Below are 26,038 nucleotides of genomic sequence, written 5' to 3' on the forward strand. Positions count from 1 at the left end.
AATCATTGCACCGAACGCCTTATCTGAGGTTTATTATGTCCGATCCCGATTTTAACCTGTTGGTCGCCCTCGACATTCTGCTGGCAGAAGCGAGCGTGGCCGGTGCTGCACGGCGCTTAAACCTGAGTGCATCTGCCATGAGCCGCACGCTCAACAGGCTGCGCGAGGTGACAGGCGATCCGATTCTGGTGCGGGCCGGACGAAATATGGTGCTGACCCCCTGGGCAGAAGCCTCCCGGGATCGCGCCAGAAATGCGGTTCAGGAGGCGAGGGCAGTGTTGCAGCCGTCAATGGAGACGCTCAGGCTGGAAAGTCTGGCGCGCCTGTTCACTATCCGGGCCAACGATGGATTTGTCGTCGCGTTTGGCCCGGCGCTGATTGCCGCGGTGGCGGAGGCCGCCCCGGATGTCTGTCTCCGTTTTGCGCCCAAGCCTGAAAAAACGTCGCGCTATCTGCGCGAGGGTCTGGTCGATCTGGAGATTGGCGTCCAGGGCAATATGGGGCCGGAAATTCGCCTGCAGCGACTTTTTCAGGACCGGTTTGTCGGCGCCGTGCGTAAGACGCATCCGCTGGCATCGTTACCGGAAATCAGCGTAAAGGATTATGTTGCCTGGGGCCATGTGGTGGCCGCGCCCAATGGATCATTACATGGGTTTGTGGATGATGCACTGGCGGAGTCAGGTCTGTCGCGTAAGGTAGCAAGCGTGGTGCCTGGCTTTCCGACGGCGTTGTCCGTGGCGCTGGCATCGGATCTTATCGCCATGGTTCCGGCGTTGTATTTGCAAAACCCGCAGATGACAGAGCAACTGCATGTATTCGAACTGCCGTTCAAGACCCGTGCCATCACGGTGTCGCAGATGTGGCATCCGAGAATGGAAAAAGATCCCGGTCATCGATGGCTAAGAGAAAAAGTGCTTGAGGTGTGTCGGAGTGTACGGTGATGAATGAGAAGTTGAGGCGAGGGGATAAAGCTGGGCGCGTAATACGAGGCCCGGTACGTCTGCGTTGCTGCCATAGATCGCATTTAACATAATATACATTATGCGCACTAACATGGTGATAGCAAAATTATAATGTCCGGTCTGGGCAGTTACACAGTAAGATTCAGCATCGATGGATTCCGATGATGGCACAACCAGCTGTGTTTTTCGTTTTGGATTTTGTCGACCGGCGTTTGACCACTCAGATGGTCGCGCAGCGGCTGGGTATCTCCGATCGTCAGTGCAGATGCCTTCTGTCGCGTTACCGTGAAACTGGCCCACCAGGTATGGCTAACGCCTGATGGTCTTGCCCGGTACGCACTCAATATTATCCGAGAACGCTATACCGACTTCGGGCCGACGCTTGCAGGTGAAAAACTCGCAGAACTGCACGATGTTCACCTGTCCAAAGAAACGGTCCGGTCGCTATTCAGGGTTTATCCCCCGGATGAATACCAGAAGATATCCCCCTACAACTTCATGTTATACAGGACCCTATTGCCTTTATCGCATCATCAGTTGTCCGGTCTCTGTGCCCGGTGTATCCGATCGCGGATCTTATCGACTGATGCTTTGATGTCAGCAACTGCATCCGCATCCATTCCAAGGGTATCCACAATACAGCGCGTGATATTGCTGGCCTCAATTTTCAGTGTGTCCCCCTTCTCTGTCAGATGAATAAGCACTTCACGTTCATCCTTCGGATTGCGTGTCCGGGTGATCAACCCCGCGCTCTCCAGCCGCTTAAGTAAAGGCGTGAGCGTGCTGGACTCAAGGAAGAGTATTCCACTCAGCTCCTTCACTGTGCGTCCATCCTGATTCCACAACGTGATCATCACCAGGTACTGGGGATAGGTTAATCCCAGCTTATCGAGCATTGGGCGATAGAGCTGCGTAAACGCATGTCCCGCGGAGTATAGCGAGAAGCAGAGCATGCCGTGCACATCCGGGAGTAAATCCCCGGTATTTATCTCTTTAGTCATATGTCCTCCAGTCCCTCTAAAATAATTTGTGGACGATTTAATTGCAAGCGATTGACAACAACAAAGATCAGTGCCAAATTAATTCACACACAAACAAGTCGTGCACAAATCAATTGCGCAGCAACATACAATTCATAACAGGAGAACGATATGTCCACATTCACAACGACAGACGGGACTGGCATTTTCTATAAAGACTGGGGTTCAGGTCAGCCAGTCCTCTTTGCTCACGGATGGCCGTTATCGTCAGACGCCTGGGATCAGCAGATGCTCTTCTTCAGCCAGAATGGCTTCAGAGTCATCGCTCATGACCGGCGCAGCCACGGGCGTTCGGACCAGACATTCCATGGCAACAATATGGATCGGTATGCTGACGATCTGGCCGAACTTATTGAAGCACTGGATCTGAAGGACCTGATTTTAGTAGGCCATTCCACAGGGGGTGGCGAAGTTGCACATTATATCGGTCGTCATGGTACTTCCCGTGTAGCTAAAGTTGTTTTGGTTGGCGCAGTACCTCCTCAGATGCTCCGGACGGATGCTAACCCCGACGGCACTCCGCTGGAGGTATTTGATGCCATTCGCGAAGGAACTGCTAAAAACCGTGCTCAGTTCTTCTTTGACCTGACCATTCCATTCTATGGCTTCAATCGCGACCATGTACCAACCAATGACGGGCTGCGGGAAAACTTTCGCAGGATCGGGCTGCAGGGAGGTATTAAAGGACAATATGACTGCATCCATGAGTTCTCCGAGGTCGACTACACACGCGATCTGCAGCAGATTGATCGCCCTACTCTGATTATTCATGGTGACGATGACCAGATTGTGCCCATTAAGGCATCAGCACACCGCGCCGCTGAGATCGTTGCGCACGCCACACTGAAGATATATGCCGGCGGCTCACATGGTCTGGCTGAGACAGAGGCCGACCGCTTTAATGCTGACGTACTGGGCTTTATTCGCGGCTAACGAGGTGGCCTGTTCCATACAGGCCACATCCATCATACGCATACCTCATCAACTGAGTTAAAGGGAAACTATCATGTCTAAATTTGCTGCCTCCCTCGCTATTGCTACCGCTCTGCTGTCTGCCAGTGCTTTCGCCGAAACCGCAAAGCCGACTGTTGTCCTGGTTCATGGAGCCTTTGCTGACTCATCTAGCTGGAATGATGTCACCCGTATCCTGCAAAAAGATGGGTATAACGTCGTTGCAGCGGCTAATCCGCTGCGCAGTGTTTCGACTGATGCGGCTTACGTCTCTTCTGTTGTGAGCAATATTAAAGGACCTGTGGTACTTGTCGGACATTCCTATGGCGGCCAGGTAATAACGAACGCAGCCCGGGAAACGAAAAATGTTAAATCACTGGTTTATGTCGCCGCATTTGCTCCTGACGCGGGTGAAGCGGCCGCTGAACTGGCGGGGAAATTCCCCGGAGGCACGCTTGGCGAGGCGCTTTCCACGCCGGTTAAGCTGGCTGATGGTAATGTCGATCTGTCCATTGAGCAGTCGAAGTTCCACCAGCAATTCGCTCATGACGTGTCAGCTGAAAAAGCTGCGCTGATGGCGGCAGGACAACGACCCGTGACCGAAGCAGCATTAACTGAAAAATCGGGAGCCCCCGCCTGGAAAACAGTGCCCTCTTACTTCATTTATGGTGATGGCGATAAAAATATCCCTGCCCAAAGTTTGCGTTTTATGGCTGAACGCGCGGGATCAAAGCACACCGTGGTGATCAAAGGGGCATCTCATGTCGTGATGGTTTCTCATCCTCAGGACGTAGCCACACTTATTGAGGAAGCCGCGAAATAAATGTCTCTGTCCTCTCTTTGACGCCCTTCCCCGTCAGAGGCACTGTCCCGGACTTTTTTCTGCGGTGCAACCGCCGGGGTATACAGTGTCTGCTGCCTTCGAAATAAACAGAAGAGAGATCGTCCGCCTGCGGTAAAGGCGGGCGTTTTCTCTATCTTCGCGAACGAGTCCCCATTTTTAAAAATGGATACGGTTCTTTATCTGACAAGCCCCGACAGAAACAGATATCAGTGTCCAGACAGGCGGGTAATTTCTGCTTATCCTATACTCAGCTAAAGAATATTGTGGTGTAGATGAAAATATCAAAAACGCGCATAAGTCGTTGAGGTTCTATGAAATTCCCCGGCATACCGGAAAATGAAGAAGAAAGACTAAAGTCGCTTTATCTCGCAGACCTGCTTGATACCAGAGACGATGAGCGTTTTGATCGTCTTACCCGGCTTGCCAGGCGAATCTTTCAGGTACCTGTGGTCCTGATAAGCCTGCTGGATCGCGAGCGACAATGGTTGATTGCATGCGAGGGTCTCGGTGTCCGGGAAACGCCACGTAATATCTCATTCTGTGGGCATGCCATTTTGCAGGATGGCGCTTTTATCGTTAACGATGCATCTGTTGATGAGCGTTTTCATGATAATCCCCTGGTCACCGGTGAACCTTACATCAGATTTTACGCTGGCTATCCGGTGCATCTCCCTGACGGAGAAGTGGCAGGTACGCTTTGCCTCATTCATACCATCCCCCGCAGCTTTAACGACGAGGATATTGCTTCACTTAAGGATCTGGCTTTCATTGTTGAGGATGAATTTCAGGTCATCGGCATGGCGATGACCGACAGTCTGACCGGAATAGCGAATCGGCGGGGTTTTTACCGGACAGGAGAAAAACGGTTCCGCGCCCTCACTGAGCGTAATACACCGTTCAGTCTTATCTTTTTTGATCTGGATAAATTCAAACCTATCAATGATCTTTGGGGGCATGCTGAAGGCGATGAGGTTCTGAAAGTCTTCTCAGGACTGTTGTTTCAGTTCCTCAATCCCGGCGATATTGCCGGTCGGCTGGGTGGGGACGAATTCGCCGTGCTCATTACCACCCGGAGTGCTACGGAAGCTTTTTTGCATGCGCTTCGTCGGGGAGTGGACGATTACAACGAAAAATCAGGTAAACCCTATAACATCAATTACTCTTCTGGCGTTCTGCACAATGATCAGGGCCACTATTCGTCGCTTGACGAAATGATCAAAAAGAGTGACGAAGTGATGTACTCAGTGAAGCGCAGAAGACAGCTTTAAAAGGAGCGCTTTGCGCAGCAATCTTTAAGGTACCGTCGCAGCCACCGCTCTTCTTAACGTAACTGGCAATCAGCCTCACTTTACCGATGCATATCAGAGTGATAATGAGATATGCTGGTTTATCATGGAAAAATCTTAGCTGAACGCTGAATTACATCGCTAATCAAATGGTGAAAAATGAAAAAAACAATCCCAGAATATACGCCTGTTGACTTATCTCGTTGGGCCAGGAAGGAACATTTTGCGGTATTTCAGTCTTTTGCTCAGAGCACCATTAACCAGACTGTTAATTTAGACATCACCGATCTGCTGAAACATATTAAAGATGTTGGCTGGAAGTTTTACCCTACTATCATCTCCATCATTTCTGAGGTGGTAAACAGGCATACCGAGTTTCGTATGGCTATGAAGGACGATGAACTGGTTATATGGAAGGAAGTTTATCCGAGCTACACCATTTTCCATAATGAAACGGAGACATTCTCATCAATTTGGAGTTATTACGATGGCAATATGGCGCACTTCCAAAAAACCTATTCTGAGGACGTTGCACGCTACGGGAATAACCTTTCTTACTGGCCTAAGGGCGAGTCACCGGACAATATATTTTTCGTATCGGCTATTCCCTGGGCAACGTTTACCAGTTTCAATGTCAACGTTGCAAACATGAAGAACTTTTTCGCGCCCATGTTCACCTTTGGCAAATACTACGAACAGGATGGAAAGACCTTGTTGCCGCTCGCCGTTCAGGTCCATCATTCCGTTTGCGATGGTTTCCATCTGGCAAGACTGTTCAATGAAATACAAGAGATAATGAGCGACTTACCGCACCGCGCTTAAACGGGCCGCTTCTGTAGTTAAGCGAGAAACGGGTCCAGGCGATGACGATTATGTTAATGCTCTGCCCGCTTCCTGCCTTCCTCACCACATTTACCCATCTGTGCCTGGCATATGACAAAAAAAACCGCAAGCAGTTACCCGCTTGCGGCGACAGGCTCAGCAATGATGTGTTGATCAGGCAGCTTTAACTGCTCTGATTTTTTTACTGCCACCTTCATCTGACACTGCTTTCTCTGCTGCTGTTGCGGCATTAAGATCGGGAAGTTTGCTGGTACGCAGAATATGCTGCACGGCCTCTTTCTGCTCGGCGAGATAGAGCCCCAGATTTTCAGCCTGCGTTTCATCCATCTGCATGTCACTTTGCAACAGCCAGTCGGTGAACGCTTCTGCGAGGTCGAGCAGTTTGTCGTGAGCGTCAGCCTCTTTCTTACTGGCAAATGTCATTTTCTCTTCACCTTTTCTTACGACAACATATTTTGTTTCAACAGCCATTATGCACCCCCTATACTGTAATTATATACAGTATAACACTTCCCGGTTTGTGTTGCAGCCAAAAATGCGCTGGGTAAACCTGCTTAATATGTTCGGGGGCGGCCCCCCTTCAATTACAACGCCTTATCGGTAAACAGCGGTACGTTACAGGACGTCGCAACGTGGTCCAGATAGCCGCTCAGGTAGTCCGGATACGGGAACGCTTTCACAATTGTCAGCGAGTTCAGCACCGGGAAAAGGTAAAAATCGGTGATGCTTATCGGGTGTCTGGCACGCAGATAAGGCTCGATTTTAGCCAGTTCATCCACCAGCGTATCGATACAGGCCTGACTATTGGCCAGTAATGCCTCCAGATCGCCAAACGCTTTAATCTCACGCTGGGTATAGGCTTCGCGTGCGGCTGGGGTGGACAACTCTTGAAAATCTGCCCGCGTAAAACGTGGGATCGCCAGGTTAAAGACGGTGCGCGTGTTCTCTTTGCACCAGGCCTCAATCAGGGGATCGCATTCACCTTTAATCACCGGCTTGCCGTCAAGCTGATCGACATAATGGACGATATCCATGCTTTCCGGCATGTAAGCGCCCTCTTCTTTTTGCAGGATCGGCACGACCTTTCTGCCCACCATACGGGTTGGCGTTTCGACATCCCCTTCCATTATTACGCCCAGCTCGAAGGGCACCTTTTTAAGACCAAAGATCATTCTCGCGCGGATACAGAACGGGCAATGCTCATATACATAGAGTTTCATAGCGCTCTCTTTATTTATACAGTTGGATGAGGGAGGAATGACCTGACAGGATCGGGCAAATCGGGTCAGGGTTACCAGTCTAACTTTAGTAGGTTGAAGTCAGCTGAAAATCAATCTTGTAATCAGTACAATAGATGTAACCACAATGTTAATGAGATATACATATGAAGTTATTTTCCACTCAACGTACAGATGTCTGGCTGCTGACGCCCGACCTGGCAGAAAGATTCCAGCTTTTCCTGCTGGAAAATCGCTCACATTTCGCGCCCTTTGAACCATTGCGTAATGAAGACTATTTCACACTTGATAGCGTGTCCCAACGGATTGAGAGTGCGCAGAAAGATTACGAAGCAAGAAAATGTCTGCAAATCGTTTTCACGTTAAAAGGTGAAAATAACATCATCGGCAGCATTAATTTCACCAATTTTATCTTTGGGGTTTTCCAGGCGTGCTATCTCGGTTTCTCTCTCGATCACGCTCATCAGGGGAAAGGACTCATGCAAGAGGCGCTTAAAGACTCTCTGGATTATGTACAGATGCATTACGGCTTTCACCGGATTATGGCAAACCATCTTCCTGATAACGCGCGCAGCAGTAAAACGCTTGCCAGCCTCGGATTTGTCAAAGAGGGCTATGCCCACTCCTACCTCAAGATAAACGGGATCTGGCAGGACCATGTCCTCAATTCCCTTGTTCTGCCAGAAGCGGAGTCAATGTCCTGAATCGCGGTGTTACGCTGGCCGGACCTTGTTCACGAACCACATTCCGGCCAGCATCGACAACACAAACAGCACTCCCTTCCCTGCGCCCGTACCCAGTAAGACCAGCGCCGGTCCGGGACAAATACCCGCCAGCCCCCAACCCAGGCCGAACAGAACAGCGCCCATCAGCAGCGCGCGGTCTACGGTGTTATTCTCCGGCAGCCGGATCGGCGCCCCGCAAAACGACGTTTGTTTGCCTTTAGCTAACCTGAAGCCGACTATCCCCACCGCAATCGCCCCGAGCATCACGAAGGCAAGAGAGGGATCCCAGGGCTGAGAGAGATCCAGAAAGCCAAGCACCTTCTCAGGATTTGCCATCCCGCTTATCAGCAAACCCACGCCAAAAATCAGGCCACACAGAAACGCGGCAATGACCATTAACATATCTCCTCCTTAACCGAGCCAGAAACCGGCCAGCGTTGCGGTAATAATACCGACCGCCATAAAGGTCAGCGTGGCCGCAAGGGAACGTCTGGAAAAACGCGACAGTCCGCAGACGCCGTGCCCACTGGTACACCCGGATCCCAGACGCGTCCCGGCGCCCACCAGCAGGCCAGCCACGATAATCAGTGGCCACGAGGTTTGAACCGTTATCTCAGGTAAGGGAAAGAAAAGGCTGAACAGCAGAGGTGAACCGATAAGACCGGCTAAAAAGGCTATCCGCCACCCCTCGTTACGGGTCTGTTTCGTCAGCATCCCCGCCACAATGCCGCTGATCCCGGCGATTCGCCCGCAGAAATGAATCAGCAGTATGGCGGCAAGCCCGATTAACATCCCCCCCGCGAGGCTACTCAGCGGCGTAAAGTGAGCGAAATCAACGATCATGATCGGCACCTTTCTGTGGGCAATAGAGGTCATATAAGGTGTTGAGCAGCGTGAAGATCCGCGGATCCTCAATCCGGTAGAAAATCTGTTTACCTGTACGTCGGGTCTCTACCAGCTTTAAACGCCGCAATACGCCCAGTTGCTGGGACAGGGTGGGCTGACGGATCCCCACCGCCTCTTCAAGCTGCGCGACGTTCGCTTCCCCCTGGCTTAACTGACACATCAACAACAGTCTGTCCGCATTGGACAAACCGCGCAAAAGCTCCGCAGCCCCCAGTGCCGCCTGTTTCATTGCATCCTGAATATCGCTATTCGTAGTCACGATATGCACCCATAAATATACATATTTATATAATGTATTTTAGTATATTGTAAGCCGGGCCGCATAGCAAAAAAAACCGGCAGATGGCTGCCGGCATTTTTTTCTCCCCCATCTGGCCTGACCTTATAATTTCAGCTCAGGCACCAGCGCTTTTTTATCCGACATACAGCTTTGCCACGCTCTGCCCGGTTCGCCATTATCCAGCACCGACGAGGTACGATATTCTACGGTGCGGGTACGCTGATCGGGCCCCACATAGTCGAGGGTCGTCCAGCGGGTGTCGGCGTCTTTGCCCTCGGCGGTGAGTTCGATAGTCTGGTTTTTCACAATCTCGGCGCACTCTTTCGCCGCGGCCTCGACTTTACGAAACTTCTTCTCTTCGGGTGAAGTGCCCTCACCGGACATGGACATACAGCCGGTGAAGAGTAAACAGGCAAGGGTTAGAAGGCTGATTTTTTGCAGCATCACGCAGTCCTTAGTCATGAACAGGTTACTGCAAAAGCGTAGCTTATACGGCTACGCTCTTCCTGCGATCAGCATTTCCGTATCACGCTTTAACAACCGACACGCCCTGCCCAACCACCGCCTCAACCCAGCGACTGTCGGTATCCGGTTCAACTACTACGGTGTTAATGAGTGAAAGCTCGCCAATCAGGAAGGGTGAAGCGGTATTTATCTTCTCCGGCGACGCCAGCACCACCGTTTCGGCGGCCCTGCCGGAAAATGCGCGTTTGATGCACGCTTCTTCATAATCACCGGTGGTTAACCCCGCTTCCGGGTGAATACCGGTTACTCCCATAAAAAAGAGATCTGCATGGATACGTTCGATACCCTCAATCGCGGCGGCTCCCACCGTGACGATAGAGTGGCGGAACAAACGCCCGCCAATCAGGATCACCTCAACCCGGGGATGGTCCACCAGCGCCAGCGCAATACCGGGACTGTGGGTGACCGCCGTAAAGGAGAGATCCGCCGGCAAGCAGCGAACCAGCTCGGTCGTGGTCGTCCCGCCATCAATGATCACCACCTGTCCCGGTGAGATAAGCTCAACCCCCTTCTGCGCCACCCGCTTTTTGGCGTCGATGCCAAGGTGGCTGCGCTCGGCAAAGCTGGATACCGCTTTTGATGCTGGCAGCGCGCCGCCATGCACCCGCTGTAAACGCCCCTCGGCTGCCAGCTCGCGCAGATCCCGGCGAATGGTATCTTCCGATACCTGAAATTCGATGCTGAGGGTTTTAGAGAGCACCTCCCCTTCGGTATTCAGTTTTTCAAGGATCAGTTGTTTGCGTTGACGGGTGAGCATGAGAGATTCCTGAGGCTGCATGTTTGATCTTGATATTGCACGAATGTGCAGGCTATGATGGTCACTCTACCTATTCAGGAGGCATCGTGCAATCAACTCGTGCAGAAGTACGCATTCTTGACAGCAAAACGCTGTCAGATGACTGGTACACACTCAAAAAATATACCTTTGATTTGCGTCGTCGCAACGGGGAGTGGCAGCGTCAGAACCGCGAAGCCTACGACCGGGGAAACGGCGCAACCATCCTGCTCTATAACCGCGAAAAAAAAACGGTGATCCTCACCCGCCAGTTTCGCTTTCCGGTCTATATAAATGGTCACGACGGTTATCTGATCGAAACCGCCGCAGGCCTGCTTGATAACATGGCCCCGGAAAAGCGCATCAAAGCCGAAGTGGAAGAAGAGACTGGCTACCAGATTGACCAGGTGGAGAAGGTGTTCGAAGCCTTTATGAGCCCCGGCTCCGTCACCGAGAAGCTCTACTTCTACATCGCGGAATATCACGCAGGGGATCGCACCGGCGCAGGTGGCGGTATCGAGGCCGAAGGTGAAGATATCGAAGTGCTGGAATGGCCGATAGAACAGGCGCTCAGGGCTGTTGATGATGGCATTATCGTCGACGGCAAAACCATCATGCTGCTCTACCACGTCGCCCTGAAGAAGATCGTCTAACATCCGCGCACCGACAGAAAGGGATTTCTGTCATGTCTGAAACCCCATCATCTACACTTCAGAAAAGAGCAAACTGGAGATGCCCGCATGACCGACTGGAACCCTGGCCTGTATCTGCAATATGGCGCGGAACGCACCCGCCCCGCCTTAGAGTTGCTGTCCCGGATTGCGCTGGATAACGTTACCGATGTGGTCGATCTCGGCTGCGGACCGGGCAACAGCACGGCGTTGTTGCAGCAGCGCTGGCCCACGGCGCAGATAACCGGCGTCGATACCTCGCCCGCCATGCTCGCAGAAGCCAGAGCCACCCTGCCAGGCTGTCGGTTTATTGAGGCGGATATTCGCCACTACCGTCCCGAACGCACCCTGAGCGTGGTTTACGCCAATGCTTCCTTGCAGTGGGTAGAGAATCACTATGAGCTGCTGCCGCATCTGGTCTCAATGCTGAAACTGCACGGCGTACTGGCTATCCAGATGCCGGATAACGACCTGGAGCCCACCCACGTGCTGATGCGTGAGGTGGCGTTTGAACAGGATTATCCGGATCGCGGCCGGACAGCGCTCCCCGGCGTTCATGCCTATTACGATATCCTGACCGAGGCGGGCTGCGAGGTGGATATCTGGCGTACGACCTATTATCACCAGATGGCCTCCCACCAGGCGATCGTCGACTGGGTAAGCGCCACCGGCCTGCGTCCGTGGCTTCAGGATCTCAATGAGAGTGAGCAGCAGCGCTATCTGCATCGCTATCATCAGCTGCTGGAGGAGCAGTATCCACTTCAGGAAAACGGGCAGATACTGCTGGCCTTTCCGCGGCTGTTTATCATCGCCCGACGCGCACCGTAGCTACGCTTTTGCCTCTTTCAGCAGCTGCTGGATCACCTGCTCCTGCTTGTCAGTATTCCCTTCGCCGAAAGAGGCGTAACGCAGTTGCCCTTTGGCATCGAAGAAGTAGTGTGCAGGCCAGTAGCGATTGCCAAAGGCGGTCCAGATTTTATAGTTATTGTCAGTCACCACCCGGTACGGCAGCTGCCATTTGTTAATGGCTTTTTGCACCGAGGCCAGCGGTTTCTCCCACGGGTACTCCGGGGTATGGACGCCGATCACCACCAGACCCTGTGACGAATATTTGTTGGCCCAGTCGCGAACGTACGGCAGCGAGTGCTGACAGTTAATGCAGTCCCAGGTCCAGAAGTCGATCAGCACCACTTTGCCTTTTAACGACGCCGGGCTGACCGGCTCGCCGTTGAGCCAGCCTGTACCACCTTCCAGAGAGGGCATCGCGCTGGTGGTGACCGGCTGTGCCACCGGCTGAAGGGTCGGCGGAGTCTGGCTCCCTGGCGCCAGTTGCAGCAGCGTTTTCTCCAGCCGGTCGGCCAGCCCGTTTGCCCCCTGAAAGAGGCTGTTCAGACCAAACGCCGTAAACGCAACGGACATCAGCATCATCACCCCCGCGGTTTTTCGCAGCCCCTCCATCAGACCCGATTTGGCTTTCAGGCGGGCGATAAGCGCCTGCCCACTGAAGCCAAGCAGCGCGAGCATTACTGCACAGCCGCTGCCATACGCTGCCAGCAGGCTGCCGGTGGCAATCGGGCTATGACCCGCGAGACTCAGGCTGAGAATGGCCCCTAACACCGGTCCGGCGCAGGGCGACCACAGCAGCCCGACCGCCAGCCCGGCGAGCACCGCCGAGGCTAAGCCGCGGGTAGAGTTGCTCCGGGAATTGATCATATTGCCGAGGCGTAACGCTGGCCCGGCGATACGCTGCGCTAAAGATGGGAAGATCAACGCCAGGGCGGCGAGACTCAGCAGCACCAGCGCCACCCAGCGTCCCACGATGGTGGCGCTCACCACCCAGTCACTGGCGACGGCGATCAGGCTGGCGACCAGGGTAAACATCATCACCATACCGCACAGCATAGCGACAAGCTGACGCCGCTGGCCGCGAAATCCGGCGAACAGCAGAGGAATAACGGGAAGCGTGCAGGGGCTGAGCAGACTGACCATGCCGCCTAAAAATGCGATCACAAGAAACATAAACACCTCACTTACCAGTTGATAGTGAGGCCATTACAGTGTGGGGATGTGTTTGCGGTGTGTTGAGGGATAGGGTTTTTTGTCAGGTGATGTATGGGCGTTGAGCGGAGATACATTGCGGTACAATTGGCGTGATGAAGGGTACGGGTATACATGTGGCTACCGAGGTGGTTCCGTTCACCTTACGTTCCTTGCTCCTCTGGTACAAAGGAACCGGTGAACGTGCCAGGGGGGCTCGCCGCCTCCCCCCTGGCTACCCCGGCTCCCGGCAACGAAAATCGCCGCGTTGTCGCTGTATGTCTTTTAACCTACTGTAATGATTCGATTGCTTTAGCATCGCTATGTTGTAGGCCGGGTAAGGCAACGCCGCCACCCGGCGATAGGGTACAAAATCAAACCATCGGCAACGTTATCCGTGCGCAAAGCCCCCCTTCAGCCCGGTTCACCAACTGCAACTCCCCGTTCAACTGCCCCGTAAGCTGTGCCGCTATCGCCAGCCCCAGCCCCGTCCCCCCGGTTTCCCGGTTACGGGAAGACTCCACCCGGTAAAAGGGCTGCAACACCGCCGCCAGCTCATGCTCCGGAATACCCGGCCCGTTATCCTCCACGGCAATCTGCACTCTGTTATCACCTGTCGTCAGCGTCACCACTGCCTTATCGCCAAACTTCAGGGCATTATCCAGCAGATTGGTGAGGATCCGGTGCAGCGCCTGCGGACGGGTTGCAAAGGGCATGTGGTTTCTCGCCGCCGAGAACTGCACGTTTTTGCCGGTATCGCTGTAGTCACAGACCAGCGTATCAATAAAGGTATAAAGATCGACATTACGAACCGGTTCAGGCGCCACGCCGGACGAGCGCGCGTAGTCTATTCCCTCGCGCACCAGGCGCGTCATGCTGTCCAGGTCCTGGGTGAGCTTGTCGCGCAGATCCGGCTGATCGGCCATCTCCACGCGCAGCCGCATACGGGTAATGGGCGTCTGGAGATCGTGCGAAATAGCGGCCAGAATCTGCGCCCTCTCCTTGAGCGACGCCTGGATCCGCGCCTGCATGGCATTAAAGGCGCGCGCCGCCTGACGAACCTCCAGCGGCCCCTGCTCAGTGAGCGTCAGCGGATTGGGGCTGGTGGGTTCGAGCGTGTCCACTGCCCGGGTAAAGTGGGTAAAGGGCCGCACCACCTGGCGCACCGCCAGCCAGGCGCAGATCACCACCAACAAAAGCTGGATCACAAAGACCACCGGCAGCCAGCGGGCGACCGGGGGCATGCGGGGGGTGAGATCCAGCGTCAGCGGCGAGCCGTCGCTTAGCGTCAGGTGGGCCTGAATGTGCGAAACCGGCCCCGGCACCGCCGTGAAGCGCAGCGGATAGTGGGTTGCGAGCGTCTCCGTCAGGGTCCGGACTGCATCCCGTGAACGGGCATCGGCCGGAGGTGCCCCCGGCTCCCCTGGCCCCAACAGATAACGATAGTTTCCCCTCTCAAGACGCGGGAGCCATTGCGCCCGCTCATTGGCCGGCAGCCTGTCCAGAATCGCCACGCTGGTGGAAACATCATCTTCCAGATTGCCGAGCATCACGTGCCGGGCGCTGCTCATCCGCTCGGCCAGCACCAGCGTCAGGCTCAGACCATTGGCGAGCAGCAACCCCACCAGGACAATCAGCAGCAGGCGGTAATGGAGCGAGCGCGGCCAGAGCCTCATTCTTTGGCCTCAATAATGCTGACGGGCATCGAAAAGACATAGCCTTCACTACGTACTGTTTTTATATACAGTGGTGTGCGCGCATCCTCATTTAAGCGCTGGCGCACCCGGCTGACCAGGAGATCGATTGAACGTTCAAACAGCTCTGCATCCCGCCCCTGGGTGAAGTTAAGCAGCTGATCGCGGGTTAATACGCGCTGAGGATGATCGACAAATACCCGCAGCAGACGGTACTCCGCCCCGCTCAACGCCACGATGGTGCCGGTAGCATCCAGCAGATGGCGGGCGCTGGTGTCGAGCTGCCAGTCGCCAAAGGCGATGATCCGTCCGGCTTCGGTCACCTGCAGATTGGGCGGCAGCGTGCGAAACCGGCGCAGTATCGCTTTGATCCGCGCCAGCAGCTCACGCGCCACAAAGGGTTTAACCACATAGTCGTCTGCGCCCATCTCGAGGCCCAGAATGCGATCCATATCGTCATGGCGCGCGGTCAGCATCAAAATCGGCAGATCCTTATGTTGACCGCTGCGCAGCTGGCGACAGAGCGTGAGGCCATCGTCCCCCGGCATCATGATATCCAGCACCACCATATCCACGGCCTGCCTGTCGAGCACGGCGCGCATCTCCTTGCCGTTGGCCGCACCCGTGGCGCGATAGCCGGACTTCACCAGGTAATCGACGATCAGCTCGCGTATATCTCTGTCATCATCCACGACAAGAATGTGATCGGTTGTCTCCACCCTAAGCTCCTGTTTTTCAGCGATGGGCAAAAAAATAGCATAGCTGGCTTATAACTTGTCCGCATCCACCACCGCTTTGACGAAATCCTGCGGATCTTCCTGGGCCGGATTGTGGCCGATATTGCCGGTAAAGGTGCGATGCTGATACTTGCCGGTAAATTTTGCCGCATACGCCGCAGGCTCCGGATGCGGTGCGCCGTTGTTATCACCTTCGATGGTGATGGTGGGCACGCTGATGGTCGGTGCGGCCGCCAGCTTCTGCTCATCGCTGTCGTAACGGCTTTCACCCCGCTCCAGCCCAAGACGCCAGCGATAGTTGCTGATGGTCACCGCCACGTGATCCGGGTTATCCAGCGCTTTGGCGCTGACGTTAAAGGTCGCATCGCTGAATTTCCAGCCGGGGGATGCCAGGGTCCAGATCAGTTTCGCAAAGTCGTGGGTGTTGGCCGCATACCCCTTCTCACCGCGCTCGGTGGCGAAGTAGAACTGATACCACCACTGCAGTTCGGCCTTCGGCGGCAACGGTTTCGCCCCCGCCTGCTGATTGCCAATCAGATACCCGCTCACCGAAACCAGCGATTTCACGCGCTCCGGCCACAGCGCCGCCACAATATCCGCCGTTCTCGCGCCCCAGTCGTAACCGGCAAAGACCGCGCGTTTGATTTTCAGGGCGTCCATCAGGTTAATCACATCTTTCGCCATGGCCGCCGGTTGGCCATTACGTGGGGTGGTAGAGGAGAGGAAACGCGTGGTGCCAAAACCGCGGTTGTACGGGACGATCACTCTGTAGCCTTTTGCCGCCAGCGCGGGAGCCACCTGGGCATAGCTCTGAATATCGTACGGCCATCCGTGCAGCAGGATCACCGGTTCGCCGTTTTTCGGCCCGATATCGACATAGCCAATATTCAGATCGCCTGCGTCAATCTGGTGGATCTGCTTAAAGGCCGCGTGATAATCGCTGCCTGCCGCCTCGGCCTGACAGGCGGATACGGTGGCGAATGAGAGAGTTAAGGCCAGGGTTGAGTAAGCCAGTTTGTTCATCATGGTGGTTTCTCCGGGTCAGCTATTCGACCCGCTTATCTCATCACCCTGATGTATGGCGAATATGTGCAGATTTGGCCGTTTTGCAAGGCGGTGTATCGCGCTCGCGCGCAGATACACTGCGATACAAAAGGCGGCCCGATGACCCGGGAAATTACGTCAGCTGGTAATACTTGTCCGGCAGTTTGCGCGCCGGGATCTCCTGCTCGTCGTTCATCTGTAGCAAATCAATCTCCATCGCATTGCAGATGGCATCCAGCGGCAGGTCATTATTCTCGACGCCGAACGGCTCTTCCAGCTCTTCCGCCAGGGTATCGAGCGAGATAAAGGTATAGGAAATCAATACCGAGACGAACGGCGTCATGTAGTGCAGATCGCTGACCAGCGCGAACGGCAGCATGATGCAGAACAGGTAGACCGTACGGTGCAGGATCAGCGTGTAGGCGAACGGCACCGGGGTATTGGCGATCCGCTCGCAGCCCGCCAGCACGGTGGACATATCATTCAGGCGAATATTCAGGCTGTGAAAAAGGATATCCGACAGTTCACCATTGCGGCGTCTTACCGCCAGCCACTCCCCCATGATCAGCAGAATGCGGTTCGCCGGGGAGCTGGAGTCCATCGCGGCCCGCAGGTTCTCTGCTGACAGGTATTTTGAGAGCTGCCCGGCCTGGGGCTGTTTGCGCAGGGTCATGCGCAGACAGTGGGCAAAGGCGATCTGCAGGCGGACAAACTCCCCTAACGCCGGATCGTCCGGCAGCGTGTTCTTCACTTCCCGGAACAGGGAGCGCGAGGCAATCATCAACTGCCCCCACAGCTGTCGCGCCTCAACATAGCGGGCGTAACAGGCGTTGTTTCGAAAACCGAGGAAGATTGCGATGGCGACCCCAAGAATGCTGAACGGCGCGACCGTCAGCCGGATGCCCAGCGAGGTATACCAGGGCAACATCAGGATCACCACGATGGAGAGCAGAAAATTGAGGAACAGGCGGGAAAAGATTTTGGTCAGCACGGAACCGTGCCAGACAAAAATAAGACGTAACCAGTGCTGTTGGGGTCGAACGATCATAGTCAGCTTCATCGGGAAAAAAGAGCGGTGACTATTAAACGTGATCGTTATCACGGTTGCAAGTTTGTTAAAAAATGCTGTCGTTTTGCTAAGCCTGTTCAGACCGCAAGGTGTTTCATCCTGCTCGAATAAAAAGAGATTAAAGTATGTTGTAACTAAAAAAGGTAACCGGTCAGGATAACCTATGCGGGCGCTCCCCCTCTCCCGTCAGGAGAGAGGGAGGCTCCATGGCTTAGCAGAGCGGTTTGACGGCGGCGCGCATGCCCTGATGCAGAATGGCATCCAGATCCTGCGCAACCTGTTCTACCAGCCCGCTCACCTGGGTCAGGTCCTGTTCCCAATGCTCGCTGACGCTCAGTACCGCGGTCACCAGCTCGCGGGTGTTGATCTGCTGGTCATGATGCTGCGTCCACAGCTGCTGGAAACGGGTTAACCAGTGCGCGTCATCCTGCACCGGATAACTTTCGCCGTTACGTTCCGCACGGTAAAAGGCGATCAGGGCCGCCAGCGCAAAGGTCAGACGGGCCGGGAGTTTGCCGCTGGCCTGCTGCCCCGCCAGAAGCTGCGGCAGAATGCGGGTCCGGTACTTGGTCATGCCGTTCAGGGCAATCGACAGCAGTTGATGCTTGATATACGGATTGCGGAAACGGCCCGTTACCGCGCTGGCAAACGAGGCCAGCTCATCGCGCGGCAGATCCAGCACCGGAATAATCTCTTCATGAATCGCTTTTTCGACAAAGGCGCAGATTTCGGTGTCGTTCATCGCTTCACCCACGGTATCCAGCCCTGCCTGGAATGCCACCGGCACCAGCGCGGTATGTGCGCCGTTGAGGATCGCCACTTTGCGCTCTTTGTATGGCTTGATGTCGTCAACAATCAGCACGTTCAGCGCCAGCTTATCGAGACGCAGCTCCTGTGCCAGCGATTTTGGCCCCTGGATCACAAACAGATAGAAGTGTTCAGCGGTATCGAGGAAGGCATCGTGATAGCCCAGAGAGGCTTCAAGCTCTGCCACTTCATCGCGCGGATAGCCGGTGACGATACGGTCAACCAGGGTGGAACAGAAGGTATTGGCGTCATTGATCCACTGGATAAAGGCCGCAGGCAGCGCCCACTCCTGAGCATAGCGCAGCACCAGCTCACGCAGGGCGTCACCGTTGTAGTCAATTAATTCGCACGGCACGATAACCCAGCCTTTATCGGCGGCCCCGTTGAAATGGCTGAAACGCTCGAACAGTAGGCGGGTCAGTTTTGCCGGATAGCTGACCGCAGGCGCATCCTCAAACTTATCCCCGGCGTGATAGCTGATCCCCGCTTCCGTGGTGTTAGAGAAGACAAAGCGCATCTCTGGATTATGCGCCAGCTTCAGGAATTCATCGTACTGATCGTAAACGCTGATCTCACGGTTCACCGAGCGGATAAGGCGCGCGTCGCTGACCGCTTCGCCCTGCTCGTTCAGGCCGCGAATGATGGTGGTATACAGGCCGTCCTGGGTGCTCAGCGAAGGCGGAAAATCGCTTTTGATGGGGCGCACAATCGCAATACCGGCGTTCAGGTCGGTATGCTCGTTAAGCAGATCGATCTGCCAGTCAACAAACGCACGCAGGAAGTTGCCCTCACCAAACTGGATGATACGTTCAGGATAGAGAGCACCGGGAAAATCACGACGGTTTAGTGTGTTCACAATGGGGTCCTTGTAATGATTAGTCATACAGCCTGATAAGATTGGTACGATAACTTATCAAACTTTACGACCACGAACCCCGGTTTTGATCAATTCCAGTGTGAATTGTGACAGGATCTATATGAATTTGTAGACCAGAACGCCTGCGGGGTTTACTTCTCCCTTCTCAACATCCGGTACCTCGCTGCTGTTTCATGGAGTACATCATCTGGTCGGCAGTGGTCAGCCAGCTCTTGAGATCGTCGCGGTCGTGATCGAACTCGCGCACGCCCCAGGAAAAGGAGAGCGCCCACGGATATTCGGCATGCTCGTTCCAGTTCGCCGCCTGTTCGGTTAAAAACTGCATAGCGATCCATGCCCCCTTTTCGTCGCTGTTCGCAAACAGGATGGCAAACTCATCCCCGCCGTAGCGCGACAGCACGTCGGCTTCACGAAAGGTGGAGCTCAGCAGACCGGCCATCGCCTTCAGGGCGTTGTCGCCATCTGTGCGGCCATAGCGGGCGTTTATCTGCTTAAAACGGTCGAGATCCAGCCAGGCCAGGGTTAAAGGCTCAGCCCGACGGCGGGCAGCGCGAATGGCATAGGTCGCCAGATGATGAAAGCCCCGGCGGTTGTAGAGCCCGGTCAGCGGGTCGGTGATACTGGCGCTGGCGGCGGCAAACTCCGCTTCCACCAGTGCCGCCAGGTCGGCCAGCGCCTCAATGTCAGAAGGCGAAAAAGGGCGTGGATAGTGATCGATAATGCAGAGCGATCCCACCGCGGCCCCACCGGGCAGACGCAGCGGATAACCCGCGTAAAAGCGGATAGGATCATCGTCGGTGACCAGGGGGTTATCGGCAAAGCGGGTATCGTCAAGGGTATCGGGGATCACCAGCGGTGCATCGCTAAGGACGGTATGGCCGCAAAAAGAGAGATTTCGCGGCAGGCTGGTCGGGTCGCCACCATCGGTGGATTTAACGACCACAACGTGCTCGTCAACCAGATTGATCATCGCCACCGGCACGCCAAACACGCGTCTTGCCAGCCGGGTTATACGCGCGTAGGTCGGGTGATCTTCTGGTTCAAGCAGCCCGGATTCACGCAAGGCACTGAGACGCTTTGCTTCATTGTTGGGTAGTGAGGGTGATTTCATACAGACTCCGGACGTCAGGCTTTTTAAAAGCTTAGCGCATACTGAGGCCAGTTAGTGGGCAAATATGCGGTTTTTACCATCGCGTTTCGCCTGATACAGTGCGGCGTCGGCAGCCTGTAACCAGTCCGTAACATTTCCCATCTCCCGGGTGGCGCAGGCAATGCCAATACTCATTGTGCAATGGACCGCCTCTTCCGCGACGTCACTGATAATCGCTGCCGCATCCATAATGCGGGTAGCGACTATCCGCGCTTCGTCGAGGGTGGTATCGGGCAGCAGGATCACAAACTCGTCCCCACCCAGTCGCGCCGGGGTGTCGCTCTGACGGCTGGCGATATGCAAAATTTGTGACACTGTCACCAACAGCATATCTCCCACCTTGTGGCCGTAGCGATCGTTGACCTCTTTAAAGTTATCGATATCGATAAACATCAGCGCCGAATCGTGGCAGGTTTGCTGCAATTTATGCAGCTCATGATCGATACGCTCCTCCAGCAGACGCCGGTTGGCAATGTCCAGCAGCGGATCCATCATCGCAATACGCTCCAGCTCGCGTGATTTAAAGCGCAGCCGCACGGCGATAGTGTTGGTGAGCACGCTGAGCGCCACGGTATAGATAGCAATCAACGGCAGCGTGGCATAGAGAGTGCGCTGCGACACCCACGGCACCAGCGCCATTCCCTGCGCCAGCCAGCTCCCCATAAAGACCGCCACCATCACCGCCCCGGCCTTTTTCATCAACGGGAAGCCACCCGCCGCCAGCCGGTCGGCAAGTAAGATAGTGGCAATGGCGACGGAAGGCAGCGGATTGACCGCCATCATGGCGATCCAGAAGCCGCCTGCCCCGGCGTCTAAAACCAGGTTCTGATGTTCGGTAAGGAGCGGCGTCGAAGAACGCCGGGCGCGCCACCAGGCCAGGGTTGGCCAGACAAAGGCGTTGATAGCCAGCAATCCCATAAGCCAGACGGAACGTTGCTGTTCCAGCAGGACGGAGAGAATAGGGATAAAGCAGAGGAAGGTTCCAAGCATTCGCATCAGATACATGCGTTTGATAAACCGACTGCCAGGCACGCGAGGGGATTTACTGAGTCTGTCAGTTCCGTTCATCACACGATTTTTCCGATATAATCACCCTTTTATATTATTGACGTTGAAATTTTGTATCAAGGCATTTATCAGTTTCGTGAATATATGGTGAAGGGCGTGGTCGCGCCCTGGCAAACGATTACAGCTGTTCCGAAGGCGCTGCCGCCTGTTCGGTAGTTTTTATCTCTGTCATTCGGGCGCTGGTACGATTTCGACCTGCTTTTTTCGAGCGATACAGATAATCATCCGCTTCTGTCATCAGACGATTAAACACCTCTGTGAGCTGTGACGGCTCCGACCTTCCGCTGCCCAGACCAATACTGACGGTTAAAAACAGCGTCTGCCCCCGCCAGTTGAAGGGATGTTGTTCAACCGTGGTACGAATACGCTCCGCCAGAGCATATGCGTGCCCGGCTGAAGCGGAGTTCACCACCACGGCAAACTCTTCGCCGCCCATTCGCGCCACCAGCCCTGCGTTGCCCACCGTCTCCTGCACTTTGCGCGCAAAAGCGGCCAGGACGGTATCGCCACATTCGTGACCATAGTTGTCGTTGATGCTTTTGAAATAGTCGATATCCAGCAGCATGACGGTCAGCCGCGGGCTTTTGCGCTTCCCTTCAACATTTTTAAGCGCCTCATACAGCCCGGAGCGGGAGTAAACCTGAGTCAGATAGTCGTAATCGGCACGCAGGGAAACCTGGCGGATCAGGGAATTGATCGCCGCCATGCTGACCGAGACCATAACCGGGCAGATTGCCAGGGTAGCGATCCCCAGACGGGCAGAGAACATCATCGGGGTGGTGAGCGGCGTGGTTGCCACGATGGTGATGATGGAGTTGCCAATCAGGGTGATCTCCACTGTCCCGGTGACAAAGGTCAACAGGCAGGTTGCCGGCAGCGAATAGCGCACCGCACACCAGATCAGCGCCGGCAGCGGAAACGCCAGCGCACCGGCCCCGCCGATTGCGACCGAGGCCATCACCGAGATAATCAGCAACACCACCGGCATCAAATGGCTGGCACCTATGGCCCGGTTGAACGTGGGCCAGGTCATGGTCAGCATACAGGGAACAATTAATACCCCGGTAGAAAACTGTTCGCTAAACCAGTCGGCGACCAGCGGCCAGAAGGCGCGACTGTCCACCCCGCCCGCCACCGCCGCTCCGAGCAGGGCGCTCAGCAGCGCAGCCACCAGACAATAGTTAAACAGCCGCAGGGCATTCACCGGATCCGGGGTGCGATTTTTCAGTCGCTTGTCGCGCTGGACCAACAGGGCTACGGTGACAATAAACACCATATTCGAGAGGTTAATACCCAGCGAGGAGATGCCCCAGTCGGTGGTGATGGCGTCGTATACCAGCATGGCGATATAGGACATCACGTAATAGCGAGGCCGGTTCAGGTAAGCGTAGCGGGCAAACACCCCTGCCATCACGCCATTCAGCGGCCAGAACATCGACAGCGACTCCATCAGACGAAGCTGCGCGCCGATAAAATAGAACAGCGTGGTCAATACCACTATTCCCGCCGCGTTTCGGAACGGACTGTGCGGCTGAAAAAGTGTGAATGTTCTGGCGTAAGCAGAAGACATGCAATATCAATCCATAGGGTTGCTTTTAACATTGAATACACATCCACGCGGATGAATGTTAAAAGTTTGGTATTAATGTATATCACATTAAGGGGATAACTATCATCATCCAGTTAGCAGTGCTTATCAGTTGTGCCGTCAGCCAGACGGCACAGGCAGTGCTTAATAGACTGAACGCCCCAGCTGCTGAGTCAGGTGTTCCAGCGCCGTGACGCCCGCCAGGGAGTTCCCCGCGTCGTCCAGTTCAGGGCTCCAGACCGCAATCGCCATCTCGTGAGGCACGATCGCCACTACCCCGCCACCAACCCCCGATTTCGCAGGCAGCCCCACCCGCCAGGCAAACTCACCGGCATTCTGATACATCCCGCTTGTCGCCATCAACGCATTGACCTGCCGGGCCTGCATCGGCGTGACAACGGGCTCGGACAGATGCGGGGCATAACCCTGAGCAGCCAGAAAAAGAAACGTATTTGCCAGTTCGACACAGCTCATCTTCAGGGCGCAGTAGTGGAAATAGTTTTGCAGCACCGTTGACACGTCGTTATGGAAATTGCCGAACGACTTCATCAGCCAGGCGATCGCCGCATTGCGCGCCGAGTGTTCAAACTCCGAGCGGGCAACGGCGGAATCGTAGCCGATATCACTGACGCCGGAGAGCTGACGCACGATCTCCAGCATTCTCTGGCGCGGTGCGCTCAGGCGGCTTTGCAGCATGTCGCATACCACCAGCGCCCCGGCGTTAATAAACGGATTACGCGGTTTGCCCTGTTCGATCTCCAGCTGCAACAGCGAATTGAACGGCTGACCGGAGGGATCTTTCCCCACCCGCTGCCAGATCTCATCCTCGTCATACTGACGCATCGCCGCCACCAGGCTCAGGACTTTCGAAATCGACTGAATGGAGAAACGCTCTGTGGCATCACCGGCCTGAAAGTGCTGCCCGTCCACCGTAGTGATGGCAATGCCGAGTTTGTTGCCATTGACCGAGGCCAGCGCCGGGATGTAATCGGCGACTTTACCCTTGCCCAACAGGGGACGTACTTGCGCCAGAATGGCGTCCAGCATCTGATTATTGATGTTCGCAGCCATCGGTTGCTCCTTGCTCACAGGCCAAAAACGGCCTGCGAGTATAACAGAGGCTGATGGATGGCGTCAGGCAGGCAGTCGGAACCGCGAGACAGCCTGCAACAGCAGGCCCGATTCATCATGGAGCCGTTGGGAGGCTTCGGAGGCGGTGTTGACGAGCGCATCGGTCTGGCGAGCCACCTGGTTCAGCGCCTGGAGCTGGCTGGTCATACGGTGAATACTCTCGCCCTGGCTGAGGGTGGCAACGGAGATCTCATTCAGCAGACTACAGAGATTACCCACCAGGCCAATCACCTGCTGGAGGTTATCCTCCAGCCGGGTGACGGCTTTCGAGCCATCCTCAATGCCCTGCAACGAGTGGTTAATTAACTGCTGGATGGTCTGGGTCGAGTGACTGCTTTTACGCGCCAGCAGCCCCACCTCCCGCGCCACCACGGCGAATCCACGTCCCTGGTTGCCGGCGTGGGCCGCTTCAATGGCCGCGTTCAGCGCCAGAATATTGGTCTGGAACGCCACATTATCGATGATCGCCACAATGCCGCGCATCTCCGAAGAGCGCTCCACGATGGCCGCCATCGAGGCATTGACCGTCTCCATCATCCGGTCTCCCCCTGCCGCCATCTCCCGCGCCTCGTCCGCCCGTGAGCTTGCCAGTTTTGCATAGCCGCTGTTTCCCTCGACGTGGGTTTCCAGCGCGGCAATATGCGCGGTCACCTCTTTCAACTCCTGCGCCTGACGCGCAGACTGCTGATAGAGATCCTGATTGCCCTGCGCCAGCGAGCCAATATTGGTCACCATCGAGGTGGTCGCCTCGCTGACCTGGGTCACCAGCTGTTGCAGGCCCTGTTGCAGCGTCTCCACGCTACCGCCCAGTTGCGCAATCTCGCGGTTAAACCGGGTCACGGTGGGTAGCGGTGAAGAGAGATCCCCCGCCGCCAGCAGATTAATATGAGCGATAAGACGACGCAGCGGGACGATCACCCAGCGGGACATGGCAAACCACACCGCAACCGCAATCCCCAGCAGAACAACCGGGGCCAGCAGAAAGAGTGATTGCAGACCGGAGAGACTGGCCGTCAGCCGCTGCCGCCCCTCCGTGGCGCGCTGGGCGCTGGCCTGCTGATAGCGGGCATAGTTGTCATTAAAATCGGCCTGAAACGCCTGGGCAGGTACGGCAAAGAAGGCATCGATCGATTGACCGTTGACCAGCCCGTCGGCCTGCTCACGAATAGCGTCGAAAAACAACTGGTAGCTGTTGAGCAGTGCTTCATCCCGTGGCGGATGCATCGCCTGCCACGCCTGCCAGGCCTGCTGAGAATCACGTAGCGCCTGTTGCGCCTCATCCATCAGGCTGTGCCAGCTGCCGTCGGATCCGGTCTCTTTATCCTGCATAAAATAAACTCCCGCACGGTTAAGCAGATCGCTTGCTGCCAGCAACGAGATGCGGGCCTGATCGACCTTTGCCTGTTGCAGCCAGGCCATCTGGTTGCGCTGTTCGTTGCGCTGGGCATCGCGCAGGGAGACGGAAAGTAAGACCGATGAAGAGATTTGCAGCGCGGAAAAGAGGCCGATGATACAGAAGATCCCCGCCAGCAAACCAAACTTCCGGGGAGTAATGCGGCGAAAAATTTGCATTAAGTTCATGATTTCTTCATTAACAAGGACTTAGACGTGGGCGAGTCTACGCAGTGAAAATGACAGAACTATTTCAGAATGATGACAGGCGCCCGTCGGCGCTTCGCTTGCGCGGGCCTGCGGGTTTTGTAGGCCGGGTAAGCGCAGCACCACCCGGCAGGAATACGGGCTCAACGTCAAACCTGGCAACGCCCGGCGGCGCTTCGCTTGCGCGGGCC

General features: G+C 55.3%; 27 protein-coding genes and 1 pseudogene. 9 read left to right on the forward strand and 19 right to left on the reverse strand.

What is annotated here, in order from left to right; translation table 11 throughout:
• The first annotated feature begins 35 nt into the window (after positions 1-35).
• Both B3X29_RS06530 and B3X29_RS06535 read left to right on the forward strand, forming a co-directional pair.
• The gene (locus B3X29_RS06530) at positions 36-941 is read left to right on the forward strand and encodes a LysR family transcriptional regulator (protein ID WP_159338909.1); all 906 of its coding nucleotides are present in this window, start codon (positions 36-38) and stop codon (positions 939-941) included.
• A 182-nt stretch (positions 942-1,123) separates the two neighbouring features.
• Positions 1,124-1,409, forward strand: a pseudogene (locus B3X29_RS06535) (helix-turn-helix domain-containing protein); the annotation flags it as partial.
• Positions 1,410-1,495: 86 nt separating this feature from the next.
• On the opposite strand, the gene B3X29_RS06540 reads toward B3X29_RS06535, so the two are convergent.
• Positions 1,496-1,963: a MarR family winged helix-turn-helix transcriptional regulator gene (locus B3X29_RS06540; protein ID WP_159338911.1), complete on the reverse strand. Its 468-nt coding sequence runs from the start codon at positions 1,961-1,963 to the stop codon at positions 1,496-1,498.
• Positions 1,964-2,113: 150 nt separating this feature from the next.
• Between B3X29_RS06540 and B3X29_RS06545 the strand changes: the two genes are divergently transcribed.
• The 4 genes from B3X29_RS06545 (at position 2,114) to catA (ending at position 5,905) form a co-directional block, all read left to right on the forward strand.
• Positions 2,114-2,935, forward strand: a complete 822-nt coding sequence (locus tag B3X29_RS06545; protein ID WP_156654474.1) for an alpha/beta fold hydrolase — start codon at positions 2,114-2,116, stop codon at positions 2,933-2,935.
• Positions 2,936-3,008: 73 nt separating this feature from the next.
• Positions 3,009-3,776: an alpha/beta fold hydrolase gene (locus B3X29_RS06550; protein WP_159338912.1), complete on the forward strand. Its 768-nt coding sequence runs from the start codon at positions 3,009-3,011 to the stop codon at positions 3,774-3,776.
• Positions 3,777-4,108: 332 nt separating this feature from the next.
• Positions 4,109-5,065: a sensor domain-containing diguanylate cyclase gene (locus B3X29_RS06555; RefSeq protein WP_159338915.1), complete on the forward strand. Its 957-nt coding sequence runs from the start codon at positions 4,109-4,111 to the stop codon at positions 5,063-5,065.
• Between the two features lie 177 nt (positions 5,066-5,242).
• Positions 5,243-5,905, forward strand: coding sequence for a type A chloramphenicol O-acetyltransferase (catA, locus tag B3X29_RS06560; protein WP_103179593.1), 663 nt, complete (start codon positions 5,243-5,245; stop codon positions 5,903-5,905).
• A 174-nt stretch (positions 5,906-6,079) separates the two neighbouring features.
• Here the strand turns inward: catA and B3X29_RS06565 are convergent, their stop codons facing one another.
• Together B3X29_RS06565 and grxB are read right to left on the reverse strand one after the other, a co-directional pair.
• Positions 6,080-6,397, reverse strand: coding sequence for a YebG family protein (locus B3X29_RS06565; RefSeq protein WP_159338917.1), 318 nt, complete (start codon positions 6,395-6,397; stop codon positions 6,080-6,082).
• Positions 6,398-6,510: 113 nt separating this feature from the next.
• Positions 6,511-7,146 (reverse strand): glutaredoxin 2, encoded by a 636-nt coding sequence (gene grxB / locus B3X29_RS06570; RefSeq protein WP_103179591.1) that lies wholly within the window; start codon positions 7,144-7,146, stop codon positions 6,511-6,513.
• Between the two features lie 164 nt (positions 7,147-7,310).
• Between grxB and B3X29_RS06575 the strand changes: the two genes are divergently transcribed.
• The gene (locus B3X29_RS06575) at positions 7,311-7,868 is read left to right on the forward strand and encodes a GNAT family N-acetyltransferase (RefSeq protein ID WP_159338919.1); all 558 of its coding nucleotides are present in this window, start codon (positions 7,311-7,313) and stop codon (positions 7,866-7,868) included.
• Positions 7,869-7,877: 9 nt separating this feature from the next.
• Here the strand turns inward: B3X29_RS06575 and B3X29_RS06580 are convergent, their stop codons facing one another.
• The 5 genes from B3X29_RS06580 to B3X29_RS06600 form a co-directional block, all read right to left on the reverse strand.
• On the reverse strand, positions 7,878-8,291 hold the full coding sequence (locus B3X29_RS06580) for a DUF6691 family protein (RefSeq protein WP_103179589.1): 414 nt from the start codon (positions 8,289-8,291) through the stop codon (positions 7,878-7,880).
• Between the two features lie 9 nt (positions 8,292-8,300).
• Positions 8,301-8,732: a YeeE/YedE family protein gene (locus B3X29_RS06585; protein WP_103179588.1), complete on the reverse strand. Its 432-nt coding sequence runs from the start codon at positions 8,730-8,732 to the stop codon at positions 8,301-8,303.
• Positions 8,722-9,024 (reverse strand): ArsR/SmtB family transcription factor, encoded by a 303-nt coding sequence (locus B3X29_RS06590; RefSeq protein WP_159339321.1) that lies wholly within the window; start codon positions 9,022-9,024, stop codon positions 8,722-8,724. The genes B3X29_RS06585 and B3X29_RS06590 overlap by 11 nt, the downstream gene beginning before the upstream one ends.
• Before the next feature lie 153 nt (positions 9,025-9,177).
• The gene (locus tag B3X29_RS06595; protein WP_139156342.1) at positions 9,178-9,537 is read right to left on the reverse strand and encodes a hypothetical protein; all 360 of its coding nucleotides are present in this window, start codon (positions 9,535-9,537) and stop codon (positions 9,178-9,180) included.
• Positions 9,538-9,601: 64 nt separating this feature from the next.
• Positions 9,602-10,357 carry a DeoR/GlpR family DNA-binding transcription regulator gene (locus tag B3X29_RS06600; RefSeq protein ID WP_103179585.1) on the reverse strand — a complete coding sequence of 252 codons (756 nt, stop codon included), beginning with the start codon at positions 10,355-10,357 and terminating at the stop codon, positions 9,602-9,604.
• A gap of 86 nt (positions 10,358-10,443) precedes the next feature.
• Between B3X29_RS06600 and B3X29_RS06605 the strand changes: the two genes are divergently transcribed.
• Together B3X29_RS06605 and tam are read left to right on the forward strand one after the other, a co-directional pair.
• Positions 10,444-11,028 (forward strand): NUDIX domain-containing protein, encoded by a 585-nt coding sequence (locus B3X29_RS06605; RefSeq protein WP_159338921.1) that lies wholly within the window; start codon positions 10,444-10,446, stop codon positions 11,026-11,028.
• Between the two features lie 87 nt (positions 11,029-11,115).
• Positions 11,116-11,874 carry a trans-aconitate 2-methyltransferase gene (gene tam, locus B3X29_RS06610; protein WP_156654468.1) on the forward strand — a complete coding sequence of 253 codons (759 nt, stop codon included), beginning with the start codon at positions 11,116-11,118 and terminating at the stop codon, positions 11,872-11,874.
• On the opposite strand, the gene B3X29_RS06615 is transcribed toward tam, so the two are convergent.
• The 11 genes from B3X29_RS06615 to B3X29_RS06665 form a co-directional block, all read right to left on the reverse strand.
• A complete protein-coding gene (locus B3X29_RS06615) occupies positions 11,875-13,065 on the reverse strand; it encodes a cytochrome c biogenesis protein/redoxin (RefSeq protein WP_156654467.1) in 1,191 nt (396 codons plus the stop codon).
• A gap of 392 nt (positions 13,066-13,457) precedes the next feature.
• Positions 13,458-14,759, reverse strand: coding sequence for an ATP-binding protein (locus B3X29_RS06620; protein WP_159338924.1), 1,302 nt, complete (start codon positions 14,757-14,759; stop codon positions 13,458-13,460).
• Positions 14,756-15,496, reverse strand: coding sequence for a response regulator (locus tag B3X29_RS06625; protein ID WP_114387091.1), 741 nt, complete (start codon positions 15,494-15,496; stop codon positions 14,756-14,758). The genes B3X29_RS06620 and B3X29_RS06625 overlap by 4 nt, the downstream gene beginning before the upstream one ends.
• Positions 15,497-15,544: 48 nt before the next feature.
• Positions 15,545-16,540 (reverse strand): alpha/beta fold hydrolase, encoded by a 996-nt coding sequence (locus B3X29_RS06630; protein ID WP_103179580.1) that lies wholly within the window; start codon positions 16,538-16,540, stop codon positions 15,545-15,547.
• 151 nt (positions 16,541-16,691) lie between these two features.
• Entirely contained in the window at positions 16,692-17,606 is a 915-nt protein-coding gene (locus B3X29_RS06635; protein WP_103179579.1) for a bestrophin family protein, read from the reverse strand.
• Positions 17,607-17,838: 232 nt separating this feature from the next.
• Positions 17,839-19,290, reverse strand: coding sequence for a tagaturonate reductase (locus B3X29_RS06640; protein ID WP_159338926.1), 1,452 nt, complete (start codon positions 19,288-19,290; stop codon positions 17,839-17,841).
• A gap of 166 nt (positions 19,291-19,456) precedes the next feature.
• A complete protein-coding gene (locus B3X29_RS06645; protein ID WP_103179577.1) occupies positions 19,457-20,422 on the reverse strand; it encodes a sensor domain-containing diguanylate cyclase in 966 nt (321 codons plus the stop codon).
• Positions 20,423-20,473: 51 nt separating this feature from the next.
• Entirely contained in the window at positions 20,474-21,466 is a 993-nt protein-coding gene (locus B3X29_RS06650) for a sensor domain-containing diguanylate cyclase (RefSeq protein ID WP_159339322.1), read from the reverse strand.
• A gap of 181 nt (positions 21,467-21,647) precedes the next feature.
• On the reverse strand, positions 21,648-23,099 hold the full coding sequence (locus B3X29_RS06655; protein WP_159338928.1) for a GGDEF domain-containing protein: 1,452 nt from the start codon (positions 23,097-23,099) through the stop codon (positions 21,648-21,650).
• A gap of 162 nt (positions 23,100-23,261) precedes the next feature.
• Positions 23,262-24,188 (reverse strand): glutaminase B, encoded by a 927-nt coding sequence (gene glsB / locus B3X29_RS06660; RefSeq protein ID WP_159338930.1) that lies wholly within the window; start codon positions 24,186-24,188, stop codon positions 23,262-23,264.
• Between the two features lie 63 nt (positions 24,189-24,251).
• On the reverse strand, positions 24,252-25,829 hold the full coding sequence (locus tag B3X29_RS06665; RefSeq protein ID WP_103179573.1) for a methyl-accepting chemotaxis protein: 1,578 nt from the start codon (positions 25,827-25,829) through the stop codon (positions 24,252-24,254).
• Between the last annotated feature and the right edge of the window lie 209 nt (positions 25,830-26,038).

The organism is Leclercia sp. UBA5076, from assembly GCF_002416465.1.
Lineage (GTDB): Bacteria > Pseudomonadota > Gammaproteobacteria > Enterobacterales > Enterobacteriaceae > Enterobacter.

Bases quoted from the DNA above. Each gene is read 5' to 3' on its own strand.
- B3X29_RS06530 (WP_159338909.1), top strand. From the start codon at position 36: ATGTCCGATCCCGATTTTAACCTGTTGGTCGCCCTCGACATTCTGCTG.
- B3X29_RS06540 (WP_159338911.1), bottom strand. From the start codon at position 1,963: ATGACTAAAGAGATAAATACCGGGGATTTACTCCCGGATGTGCACGGC.
- B3X29_RS06545 (WP_156654474.1), top strand. From the start codon at position 2,114: ATGTCCACATTCACAACGACAGACGGGACTGGCATTTTCTATAAAGAC.
- B3X29_RS06550 (WP_159338912.1), top strand. From the start codon at position 3,009: ATGTCTAAATTTGCTGCCTCCCTCGCTATTGCTACCGCTCTGCTGTCT.
- B3X29_RS06555 (WP_159338915.1), top strand. From the start codon at position 4,109: ATGAAATTCCCCGGCATACCGGAAAATGAAGAAGAAAGACTAAAGTCG.
- catA (WP_103179593.1), top strand. From the start codon at position 5,243: ATGAAAAAAACAATCCCAGAATATACGCCTGTTGACTTATCTCGTTGG.
- B3X29_RS06565 (WP_159338917.1), bottom strand. From the start codon at position 6,397: ATGGCTGTTGAAACAAAATATGTTGTCGTAAGAAAAGGTGAAGAGAAA.
- grxB (WP_103179591.1), bottom strand. From the start codon at position 7,146: ATGAAACTCTATGTATATGAGCATTGCCCGTTCTGTATCCGCGCGAGA.
- B3X29_RS06575 (WP_159338919.1), top strand. From the start codon at position 7,311: ATGAAGTTATTTTCCACTCAACGTACAGATGTCTGGCTGCTGACGCCC.
- B3X29_RS06580 (WP_103179589.1), bottom strand. From the start codon at position 8,291: ATGTTAATGGTCATTGCCGCGTTTCTGTGTGGCCTGATTTTTGGCGTG.
- B3X29_RS06585 (WP_103179588.1), bottom strand. From the start codon at position 8,732: ATGATCGTTGATTTCGCTCACTTTACGCCGCTGAGTAGCCTCGCGGGG.
- B3X29_RS06590 (WP_159339321.1), bottom strand. From the start codon at position 9,024: ATGAAACAGGCGGCACTGGGGGCTGCGGAGCTTTTGCGCGGTTTGTCC.
- B3X29_RS06595 (WP_139156342.1), bottom strand. From the start codon at position 9,537: ATGACTAAGGACTGCGTGATGCTGCAAAAAATCAGCCTTCTAACCCTT.
- B3X29_RS06600 (WP_103179585.1), bottom strand. From the start codon at position 10,357: ATGCTCACCCGTCAACGCAAACAACTGATCCTTGAAAAACTGAATACC.
- tam (WP_156654468.1), top strand. From the start codon at position 11,116: ATGACCGACTGGAACCCTGGCCTGTATCTGCAATATGGCGCGGAACGC.
- B3X29_RS06615 (WP_156654467.1), bottom strand. From the start codon at position 13,065: ATGTTTCTTGTGATCGCATTTTTAGGCGGCATGGTCAGTCTGCTCAGC.
- B3X29_RS06620 (WP_159338924.1), bottom strand. From the start codon at position 14,759: ATGAGGCTCTGGCCGCGCTCGCTCCATTACCGCCTGCTGCTGATTGTC.
- B3X29_RS06630 (WP_103179580.1), bottom strand. From the start codon at position 16,540: ATGATGAACAAACTGGCTTACTCAACCCTGGCCTTAACTCTCTCATTC.
- B3X29_RS06635 (WP_103179579.1), bottom strand. From the start codon at position 17,606: ATGATCGTTCGACCCCAACAGCACTGGTTACGTCTTATTTTTGTCTGG.
- B3X29_RS06645 (WP_103179577.1), bottom strand. From the start codon at position 20,422: ATGAAATCACCCTCACTACCCAACAATGAAGCAAAGCGTCTCAGTGCC.
- B3X29_RS06650 (WP_159339322.1), bottom strand. From the start codon at position 21,466: ATGTATCTGATGCGAATGCTTGGAACCTTCCTCTGCTTTATCCCTATT.
- B3X29_RS06655 (WP_159338928.1), bottom strand. From the start codon at position 23,099: ATGTCTTCTGCTTACGCCAGAACATTCACACTTTTTCAGCCGCACAGT.
- glsB (WP_159338930.1), bottom strand. From the start codon at position 24,188: ATGGCTGCGAACATCAATAATCAGATGCTGGACGCCATTCTGGCGCAA.
- B3X29_RS06665 (WP_103179573.1), bottom strand. From the start codon at position 25,829: ATGAACTTAATGCAAATTTTTCGCCGCATTACTCCCCGGAAGTTTGGT.